General features: G+C 73.9%; 9 protein-coding genes. 4 read left to right on the top strand and 5 right to left on the bottom strand.

Going from position 1 to position 9,180, the window contains the following annotated elements:
* Positions 1 to 233: 233 nt before the first annotated feature.
* Positions 234 to 962 (bottom strand): DUF998 domain-containing protein, encoded by a 729-nt coding sequence (locus tag LE181_RS30865; protein WP_225664826.1) that lies wholly within the window; start codon positions 960 to 962, stop codon positions 234 to 236.
* Between the two features lie 10 nt (positions 963 to 972).
* Positions 973 to 2,124, bottom strand: a complete 1,152-nt coding sequence (locus LE181_RS30860; RefSeq protein ID WP_225664825.1) for a DUF6777 domain-containing protein — start codon at positions 2,122 to 2,124, stop codon at positions 973 to 975.
* 235 nt (positions 2,125 to 2,359) lie between these two features.
* Here LE181_RS30860 and LE181_RS30855 point away from each other — a divergent pair, with 235 nt between their 5' ends.
* On the top strand, positions 2,360 to 3,679 hold the full coding sequence (locus LE181_RS30855; RefSeq protein WP_225664824.1) for a streptophobe family protein: 1,320 nt from the start codon (positions 2,360 to 2,362) through the stop codon (positions 3,677 to 3,679).
* A 5-nt stretch (positions 3,680 to 3,684) separates the two neighbouring features.
* Here LE181_RS30855 and LE181_RS30850 read toward each other — a convergent pair whose 3' ends face one another.
* On the bottom strand, positions 3,685 to 4,236 hold the full coding sequence (locus LE181_RS30850) for a hypothetical protein (protein WP_225664822.1): 552 nt from the start codon (positions 4,234 to 4,236) through the stop codon (positions 3,685 to 3,687).
* A gap of 29 nt (positions 4,237 to 4,265) precedes the next feature.
* Complete coding sequence (locus LE181_RS30845) at positions 4,266 to 5,114, bottom strand: GNAT family N-acetyltransferase (protein WP_225664820.1); 849 nt, start codon at positions 5,112 to 5,114, stop codon at positions 4,266 to 4,268.
* A gap of 202 nt (positions 5,115 to 5,316) precedes the next feature.
* On the opposite strand from LE181_RS30845, the gene LE181_RS30840 reads away from it, so the two are divergent.
* The 3 genes from LE181_RS30840 (at position 5,317) to LE181_RS30830 (ending at position 7,562) form a co-directional block, all read left to right on the top strand.
* Positions 5,317 to 6,423 (top strand): hypothetical protein, encoded by a 1,107-nt coding sequence (locus LE181_RS30840; RefSeq protein ID WP_225664818.1) that lies wholly within the window; start codon positions 5,317 to 5,319, stop codon positions 6,421 to 6,423.
* A gap of 169 nt (positions 6,424 to 6,592) precedes the next feature.
* Entirely contained in the window at positions 6,593 to 7,081 is a 489-nt protein-coding gene (locus LE181_RS30835; protein ID WP_225664816.1) for a hypothetical protein, read from the top strand.
* A gap of 283 nt (positions 7,082 to 7,364) precedes the next feature.
* Entirely contained in the window at positions 7,365 to 7,562 is a 198-nt protein-coding gene (locus LE181_RS30830; protein ID WP_225664815.1) for a hypothetical protein, read from the top strand.
* A 96-nt stretch (positions 7,563 to 7,658) separates the two neighbouring features.
* On the opposite strand, the gene LE181_RS30825 is transcribed toward LE181_RS30830, so the two are convergent.
* A partial coding sequence (locus LE181_RS30825) for a M4 family metallopeptidase (RefSeq protein WP_225664814.1) occupies positions 7,659 to 9,180 on the bottom strand: 1,522 nt, incomplete at its 5' end.

Raw genomic sequence — 9,180 nt, 5'->3', positions numbered from 1 at the left:
CAGTCCGTCCCGCACCGCGATGCGCCCGGGAAGGGCCCGGACCGAGGCCGCGAAGCCCTCGGCCAGGCTGCCCACGGCGGCCGGGGCCCCGGCGGGCGTCACACCATGCTCCTTCAACCCCTCGACCTCCGGGAGTCCGGGCGTCGCCGCCCGGTCGGTGCGGAGGGCGGCGCCGTACGTTCATGCGCACTCGCGCGAAACGTACCGCTGACGGAGGGGGCCGGGGAGTGACTTCACACAGGCGACCGGAGGGGGGCCGCCGGCTCGGGGGCCCAGGACCGGCGTGCGTCGCTGCGCAACGCCGCGGCGAGCAGCACGAACCACACGCCCACGAGCAGCAGATGGGCCCGCTGGGTCAGCCCGTGCCAGCCCGGCCGCCCGAACAGCGGCCCGACCGTGGACAGCGCCGTCAGCAGGGCGCTGCCCAGCACCCAGGGCCCCCAGCGGCGCAGCAGCGGGGAGCCGGGGCGGCCGGTGGCGGCCGCGGCGACGAGCAGGGCCATCGAGGCGAACAGTGCGGCGTGGACCAGTGCGCTGGTGGTGGTGTGCCAGGGGTTGACGGCCTCGCAGGGGCTCTCCACCGACGGTGCGCAGCGCATGGGGACGACGACGTCGGCGACGGAGGAGGCGCCGAAGGCGACGAGCGACCACCAGCCGGCCTTCGCCAGCCGGCCGGGCGCCGGTCCGCGCGCCAGCAGGGCGCCCGTGACGACGAGCACGGCCGCGACGACCTCGATGCTGCCGAAGAGGCCGTGGAAGCGCTGGTCGGCGGCGTAGAGCTCGCTGACGTAGGAGTGGCGCGCGTCCAGTCCGGTGGGCAGGAGGAACTCCAGCACCCAGTCGTTGTAGACGACCGCCGCCATGGTCAGGAGCAGGGGTGCCCACACGGCGGCGCGCGGGCCGGCCGCGCGGCCCGGGCCGGGGCCGGCGGCGGTCCGCGGGAGGGTGGAGGGTTCATGCATCGGCGGGTCTTCAGTTCGGGCGGACGGCGGGTGCTCCGTACGCCGGAGACGTGACCGCCGGGCCCGGCGAGGAGGGGGGCGCGGACGACGGCGACGGTGTGGCCGGCTTCGACGACGCGGTGGCGGTCGTGGTGGGGCCCGGGGTCACGCCGTCCTTGGGCGGGGTCACCGGCTGGTCCTCGTCGCCGTTGCTGCCGGAGGGGCGCTCGAACCACTGGCGGTTCTCGGTGTCGTAGAGGACCAGGGAGGCGAGGTCGGACTCCGCCGAGTCGACGGCGACCAGTTCGGAGGGCCGGTAGGCGGGCCAGCTGTCGCCCTTGGCCTTGAGGCTGCCCTTGACGGCGACCGGCGCCTTCAGCGGGTTGCCGCACGCGCAGCGCACCCGGGGCGCGCCCCGCTCGTCGACGAGCACGGCCGTGCCGGCCTGCAGGACGGACTGGAAGCTGGTGGGGGAACCGTCGCGGTAACCGTGGTTGGTCACACGGGTGTCGGCGCGCAGGGCCACGGGGGTCAGGCCGCGCAGGAAGCCGGCGAGGGTGCCCTGGGGGATGCCGGCCGCTCCTTCGAAGGCGCGGGCCCTGGCCTTGTCCTGGTTGAGGAAGCCGATCTGGCGTTCGACGTCGCAGCTGGCGTAGTTGCGGGTGCCGCCGTAGAGGCCGGGCTTGGAGCCGGGGACGGTGCGGACGCCGCCGCCCGTTCCCGGCGGGACGGCGGGGGCCGCGCTCGCCTCGCTGCCGTAGCCGCGGGCCGTCGACTTGGTGAAGGGGTCGCGGCCGTCGGCCGACGCGGACTGCAGGAAGACCTCGCCGGTGCCGCCGCTCTGGCGGAAGAAGTAGACGGCCAGGGCCGCGGCGACGACCACGGCGCCCGAGACGAGGACGGCCCGCGAGCGCCACCAGGGCGGCCGGGGGCGGTCGCCGGGGCCTGCGCCACCCGCACCTTCGGGGCCGCCACCGCCGCCACCGCCGCCGGCCGGCCCGCCGCGACGCGGCGGCTCGGCGCCGGACGGGCCGCCGGACGTGTCCGAGGGCTGCGCCTTCCAGTCCGTCCGGGTCGGCTCGTGGTCACCGGACGGGGTGCCGGGCGGCGGTGTGCCGCGTCCGGGCAGGGGGCCGGGCGGTGGACCGGTGGGGCGAGGTTCTGACGGCGGTTCGGACGACACGGCCCTTCTCCTACGCTTGATTCATCCCTTTTTACCGCCCCTGGGCACATTGTGTGCCGCAAACCCGCCCGCCTCGCAAGCGGGGCGCACGGGTCGCATGCCCCCGTCCCGCCCCGCGACACCCCGAAGTCCGTGGATTCCCCCGGCCGCCCGCGCGGACGGGTGGCACGGCGGCAACGGGCTTACGTTGGGCTGAACCGCCACACCGGCCATCGCCAACCCGTCCGGAGACAGCGTGAGTCACCCACCGCCGCCCAGCCGCCCGGCCCCGGAGCGCGCGCCCGGCGCCGGGGCCCTTTCCCACGAGCTGCGGATGTGGTGGGACGCGCTGGCGGCGGTGGCCGCCGGGGTCATCGCCATGCTCGTCGTCGCCGTGCTCGGCCTGTGGGCCGCGGGCGCGGACGCGCTGCCGGCCGGCGCGTTCCCGGCCGTGGTGGCGGCCACCGTGGTCACGGCGGTCGGCGGCACGGTCGAGCTCTCGGGCGGCGCGGGCTTCGTGGGCCGTACGAGCGGCGGCCTGGTCGTCGTACCGCTGTCGGTGACCCTTGCCGGCGCCGTGGCCGTCGCCGTACTGTTCCTGCTGCCCCTGCGCCACCGTGCGGTGGCCGGCGGAGCCGAACTGCTGGGCAGGGCCGCGCGAACGGCCGTGCTGTGGCTGCTCGCCGTCTGGATCGTCGCGCTCGCGGCCCGGCACACGTTCCGCATCTCGCTGGGCGAGGACTTCATCGACGAACTCGGGGAGGCCCTGGGCGCCACACCCACCGTGGGCTTCCGCGCGGCCGTGGGCCCCACCCTCGGCTACGCACTGCTGTGGCTGCTGGTGCTCCTCGCCATCGCCACCGCCGTGTCCCGCAAGACGCCGCTGCCGTCACGGCTGCTGCGCTTCCAGGACTCGGTCCGTCCGGCGGCCTTCGCGATGCTCGTGGTCCTGTTCGCCTACGTGGTCATCGGTCTGGTCGTGGGGGTGGCCGTGGCCCTGTCCCGCGGGCACGCCGACCGGACGCTGGCCGTCCTGCTGCTGGGCCTTCCCAACCTCGCCTGGACCGGCCTGGGGATCGGGCTCGGCGGCGCCTGGGAGGGACAGGTGCCGGCCGCCGACATCGGCCTGCCCGTGCCCAAGCCGCTGGCGGCCGTCCTCCGGGAGAACGACGGTGGCCCGGCCACGCTGGACCTGGCCTCCCTCTCCGCCCACGACGGCCGGGCCTGGCTGCTGGTGCTGCTGGCCGCGCTGGCCCTGCTCGCAGCCGGATTCGTGACGGCCGTACGCTCACCCGGCGACCGGCGGCACTGGCAGCACGCCCTGCAACTGGCGGTGGCGGCGGCGGTGACCCTGCTGGTCGTCGGGCTGCTCACGCACGTCGAGGCCCGCTTCGGCCTGTCCCTGCTGGGCATCGGCGACCTCGGCGACGACTTCGGCGGCGAGGTCACCCTCCAGGCGCAGCTGCCGCGCCTGGTGGGCCTGGGCGCACTGTGGGGCTTCCTCGCCGGCTTCCTGGGCAGCCTGGCCGCTTCGCGGGTACGCCGCCGGGGCGAGGTGGACACCCCGCCCCCGTGAGGCGGCTACGCGAAGGCGTCGTGGCGAGCGCGGTCCCACTGGGCCTCGAACTCGTCCCGGCCGACCTCCTCTTCGACCAGCCGTGGGTCGAAGAGGTCGACGACGGGCGGGTTGAAGGCCCAGTCGTCCGGGCCGCTCCTGAAGGCGGTGCCGTCCCCGGGCATCCTCACCTGTCGCAGCCGGCGTCCGTCCGGCCCCACCTCCAGCAGGTAGAGGGTCGGGTCCTCATCGTCCTCCCCGTCCCAGCGCCGCCGCAGGTGGACGACGCTCCTGCCCGCGAGGGCACCGAACCCGGGCCGGCCGCGCTGGGCGTCGCGCTCCTTCCTCAGCCCGTCCAGACCGACGGGCAGGACCGGCGCGTCGAGGTCGGTTTCCTCCAGGTCCCACTCCCCGGCCTCCTCGGTCAGGGCCGCGTCGTCGACGACCTCGACCTGCGCGATCGTCTCCCGTACCTCCCGGGGCGACCTGGCGTGCACCCACCACCACGACGTCCCGCCCATACCGCAGTCGTACAGGACGAGGAAACGCCGCTTGGCTGCGGCACCGGTGTCTTTCATGCCGTCAGGGCCCGTGCCTCCGCTCGCGCCTACTCCGCCGGTTCCGCGATCAGGGCGGTGGCGACGCGGCGGAAGCCGGCCCGGGCGTAGATGCGGGCCGTGGGCTCGTCGCCCGCCGACAGGAAGACGGTGGTGATCCCGCGCGCCCGGGCGTCGGCCACCAGGGCCGCCGTGACCGCGAGGCCGAGACCGCGGCGGCGTGCGGCGGGAAGCGTGCCGATGCCGACGACCTCGCTCACCGTGCCCACCGGCTGGTGCTGGCCGGCGCACAGGGGCGTGCCGTTCTCCGTGGCGACCGCGACGGCCGTGAGGCCGGCGCGGAGGCGGGAGGCGATCCGGTCGACGGTGCCGTCGTCGGTGAGGGCCCGTTCCGTCGCGGCGAGGGCCTCCGGGCCCGCGGTGCCGACGCCCGTACCGGGCTCGCCGAACGCGACGAACGGCGTGGCGACCGCGCCCGCGAGACCCGGATCGTCCGGCCCCACCATGCGCACCGACACTCCGTCACCGACGGCCGGGGCGTGCGCCGGTGCGTTCGCGTCCAGCACCATCAGGGGGTGTTCGTGCACCACGAGGCCCGCCTCTTCGGCGGCCCGGCGGAGCGCCGGCGTCGTCTCGGCGACCCATTCGAAGCTTTCGGGCAGGCCCAGCTCGCGCTGGCGAGCCCGTACCCGGTGGACGTCGGCGGCGGTCACCGCCGCGTCCTGCCGGCCCAGGGCCGGGCGGCCGTAGAAGGGCCAGCCGTGGCCCTCCCGGACGAAGAGGGTCAGCGGCCCGAAGTCCTCGGCCCGGGCCACGCTGCGCGGCACCGCGTCGTAGTACTCCTCCAGCCGGTCGAGGAGGGCCCGCTCGCTGTGTTCGTGATGATCTGCAAGTGTCACGGACGGCATCCAACACGGCCCGCGGCCGGGCGGCCAGTCAATAAACCCTCAGCCGTCCGGGGGGCCTTCCCGGCGGGGAGACGGACGCCCGCGAAATTCATGGGATTTCCGTGTCCCGTGGGGAACCATCAGCTGTGGAAGGCGCTCTCTCGGAGCAGAGGCGTACGGATGTGCGGGATCAACCCACAGGCGGGGGCGGTACATGACGCGATATGTGGCAGAGCAGCGGTCGTCGAAGGCGCGGCGGGCCGCCGTGAGAACGGTCGCGGCCCTGGCCGCCGGGCTGGCGCTCACCGTGGGCGCGGCGGCGCCCGGACAGGCCGCGGGGAGCGGGCCGGCGCCGGACGGCGCCCGGGCGCAGTCCGGTTGTGACACCCCCGTCGCGGGCGGCGCCTCCCCGGCGGCCGCCGCGACGGCGTCCGACGCGCCGCCGGCGCTCGCGCCGGCCGGCACCGGGAAGGCCGCTCAGAAGATCTCCTTCGGTGTCGATTCCCAGCTGCCCATCGGCCTGTGGTCGTCCTCGAACGTCACGCTGCGCACGCCCGTCACCAAGGGGACGGTGCGCCTGGACGTCAGCAGCCGGGGCTTCAGCACCGCCTCCCTCGTGGTGCAGCGCTACGACGCGGCCGCCCGTCGCTGGGTCGACCTGGACGTGAAGCCGGGCAGCGGCAGCTGGCCCACCCGGGGCGTGTTCACCTTCCCCGTCACGGCCAAGGGCGCCGACGCCCGGCACCCCCACACCGTCGCCCTGCGGCTGCAGGACCTGGACCGTCCGGGCACGCTCACCGTCGCCGCCTCCGTCGACGACGGCCGCGGCCACACCTACCGGGCCCCCGCCCGCAGCACCACCGCGACGCGCCCGGAGGTCACCGTCGGCGGCTGGCAGCGCTCCACCACCCTGGAGCGCGGCGGGGCGTCGCGCGCGGTCACGGTGACGGTGAAGAACACCACCAACCGCGCCTACCCGGCGCTGCGCGCGTCCTACTTCGCCTACGGCGCCGGCGGGAGCCGCGCCCTGGCACCCAAGGACCTCAAGCTGCGGCAGCACCGGCCCGGCGCCGGCTGGGCGGAGGTCCCCCTCGTCGCGGGCGGCTGCGACCCAGGCATGAGCGCCACGCTGCGCCCGGCGGTCACGGGGGCGCTCGCCCCGGGCGCCACCGCCGTCTACCGGCTGACCGTGGGCGTCAACCGATCCGCCCCGCACGAGGTGACCCACGCGGACGCCGGAGTCTCGGTGGGCAACGGCGACATGACCTTCTTCTCCCGCGAACTCCCGTTCGCCGTCAAGGGGCAGAAGCCGGGACGCTAGGCCGCCCCCGGCCTCCGTCCCGTCGCGACGGCCATCGGCCCAGGCCGGTGGCCGTCGCGCTGCCCGTGTGTCCGCTGTGTGAAGCCGTGCGCCGACTGCTTGTCAACAATGGCGGATGACGGTATCCATGGGAGCGAACGACACGAAAACCTCCGGGTAAGGGCGGCCGATGACGAGTGGTGACCGAGTACCTCGCCAGGGCGGCCGGCCACTGCTGCGCGCGTTCGACCAGCGGCTGAACGAGCTGATCGCCGCGATCTACCCCGACGAGCGCAAGCGCCCCGGGTACGCCCGGCTCGCCAAGGAGATCCGGGAGACCACCGGCGGCTCCATCTCCGGCACGTATCTGTGGGAACTGGCCACCGGAAAGAAGCGCAACGTCACGCTCGAACAGCTCGACGTGCTCGCGGAGTTCTTCGGCGTACCCCCCGAGTACTTCCTCAGCGAGGAAGTGGCCGAGCGCGTCAACGCGCAGCTCGCGCTGGCCATCGCGCTGCGCGACACCCGGGTCCGCAACCTCGCCCTGCGGGCGGACGGGCTCTCCGCGGCGACCCTGGACGCCCTGCTCACCATGGTCGACGAGGCCCGCAAGGTGCAGAACCTGTCCAGCGTGGAGACGGGCGCGGAGACGGGCGACGAGAATTCCCTCGGGAAATAAAATTATCCGACGTTTCATCAATTCGAGGGAACGTCAAAATCGCTATTGACCCACCTCGAATGCGGAGCGTACTTTCGAGCTCATCGAGAGCGAATCTCTTTGAAGGTACCGGCCGACCGGGTACCGGCAGCCTAGACTCCCGGGCCCGTCATTTCCGGTCACGGCGGACGACGCCCCAGCGCGTCGGCGCCCCCGCCGCGGGGGCCTGTCCCTGCATCCACCTCCTCTTGCACGCGACAGGCCCCTTCTTCCCTTCATGCACCATGAAAGGGGTTGATCCCCCATGTCCCTCAACCGAGACGAAGCCACGACCCTGAGGACGGCGGCCGCCGCCGTCGCCGCGGCGATCTGGCACCACGTCACCCTCAGCAACGCCGATGACGTGGTCTTCTTCGCCAACAACCCGACGCCGCTGCCCCCGGGCACCCTCGTGGTCGTCGGCCGCGCCGACGGTCAGTTCGACGTCTTCTGGCTTGAGTGAGGCAGGCGAAGAGAAAGGGGCCATGGGTGGACATTGCTCCGGCCACCCATGGCCCCTTCCGGCGTCATCGCGCTATTGCGGCACGGCGATTGGCCGTCAACGCTTGGGCGTGTTCGCCTCGGTGACGTTCACTCCGGCCCACGCCTTGTCCACCGCACGGTATTCCGCGCTGTCGGCGCCGTGAATGTCCGCGGCCGCCTGCAGGGTGGCCGTACGCGCCTCGTGGAAATCGGTCGTGGAGACCATGTAGCGGGTGAGGGCCCGGTAGAAGATCTGCTGCGCCTTCTCCCGCCCGATGCCGGTCACCGCCGCACCGTCGTAGGTGGGCGAGTCGTAGGTCACGCCGCCGATGGTCTTCTTGCCGCTGCCCTCGGCCAGCAGGTAGAAGGCGTGCGAGGAGACCCCGGAGCCGGCGTGGACCTCACGGTCGTAGGAGCCCTCGTCCCAGTAGTCGACGGTGGCTTCGAGCTTGTCGAGGGACGGCTTGTCCAGGCGGCGCAGGAAGGTCTGCTCCAGGCCGAGCTTCTCGCCCAGCAGGTAGTTCGGCGGGTTCGCCGCGTTGTTGGCCGCGAACTCGACGCCCGCGCCGAAGATGTCGGCGAAGGACTCGTTGAGCGAGCCGGCCTCACCGTACTGGTTGCCGGCGGCGTCGACGCGCGTGGGCTCGAAGCCCGCCGTCGCCTCGATGACGCCGTGGCTCAGCTCGTGTCCGGTGACGTCCAGGGCGACCAGCGGCTGCTTGAACGTTTCGCCGTCCCCGTCGCCGTAGAGCATGCAGGCGCAGTCCGGGGACCAGAAGGCGTTGCCGACCTTGTCGCCGTAGTGCACCAGGGCACGCGGGCCCGCGCCGTCGTTCTTGATGCCGTTCCGCGCGAACGTCTTCTTGTAGTAGTCGAAGGTGCTGGTGATGCCGTACTGGGCGTCGACCGCCGCGCTGGCGGGGTCGCCGGCGGTGCCGTTGCCCCACTTGTTGTCGGTGTCGGTGAACGCCTTGCCGCTGGTGAACGTCTCCAGCTCCCGCTTGCCCGCGTTCCGGGTCTCGCCGTCGCCGCGGCTGGGGTCCTTGAGCGTGAAGGAGCTCTTGGCCGTCTGCGTGGTGATCAGCGGCACGCTGCCCGCGAAGATCGAGGCGCCGGTGCCGTTGGCCGGCGCCGGGAAGGCGCCCGCGGCGGGCTTGGCCGGGCCGGGGGCGGCCGGCTTGGTGGCGGTGCGCGGGGCGGCCTGCTTCCCCTCGGCGCGCAGCGTGGACTTCAGCTTCGGCGAGATGAAGGCGTCGCTGTGCGGGGTGCTGCTGATGACCTTGCCGGAGGCGGCGTCGACGACCACGGAGTGGGCGGTGCCCGCTTCGGCGCCGCGGCTGCCGGTGACGGTCACCCGGTAGGCGAGGACGGCGCCGTCGGCGCGGGCGTCCACGACGAGTTCGGCCTGGCCGGCGGTGCCGCCCGCGGCGTCGGCGGCCTTGGCGGCGGCCTGGCCGGCGGTCAGCTTCGGGGTGACGGTGGGGACGGTGACCTGACGGTTCGTCGCCCGGGTCACGCCGGTGTAGGCGTTCTTGGCGTCCAGGTGGACGACGAGGTCGCCGCCGATCACGGTGACGCCCTGGTGGGTCCGCTCGAAG

This window comes from Streptomyces sichuanensis (genome assembly GCF_020328095.1).
Taxonomy (GTDB): Bacteria; Actinomycetota; Actinomycetes; order Streptomycetales; family Streptomycetaceae; genus Streptomyces; species Streptomyces cinnamoneus.
The sequence above is the reverse complement of the archived record's forward strand: the minus strand, read 5'-3'. Positions and strand labels throughout refer to the sequence as shown.

What these genes read in the sequence shown, in the direction of transcription:
- LE181_RS30865 (WP_225664826.1), bottom strand. Translation starts at nt 962, where the DNA reads ATGCATGAACCCTCCACCCTCCCGCGGACCGCCGCCGGCCCCGGCCCG.
- LE181_RS30850 (WP_225664822.1), bottom strand. Translation starts at nt 4,236, where the DNA reads ATGAAAGACACCGGTGCCGCAGCCAAGCGGCGTTTCCTCGTCCTGTAC.
- LE181_RS30840 (WP_225664818.1), top strand. Translation starts at nt 5,317, where the DNA reads ATGACGCGATATGTGGCAGAGCAGCGGTCGTCGAAGGCGCGGCGGGCC.
- LE181_RS30835 (WP_225664816.1), top strand. Translation starts at nt 6,593, where the DNA reads ATGACGAGTGGTGACCGAGTACCTCGCCAGGGCGGCCGGCCACTGCTG.
- LE181_RS30830 (WP_225664815.1), top strand. Translation starts at nt 7,365, where the DNA reads ATGTCCCTCAACCGAGACGAAGCCACGACCCTGAGGACGGCGGCCGCC.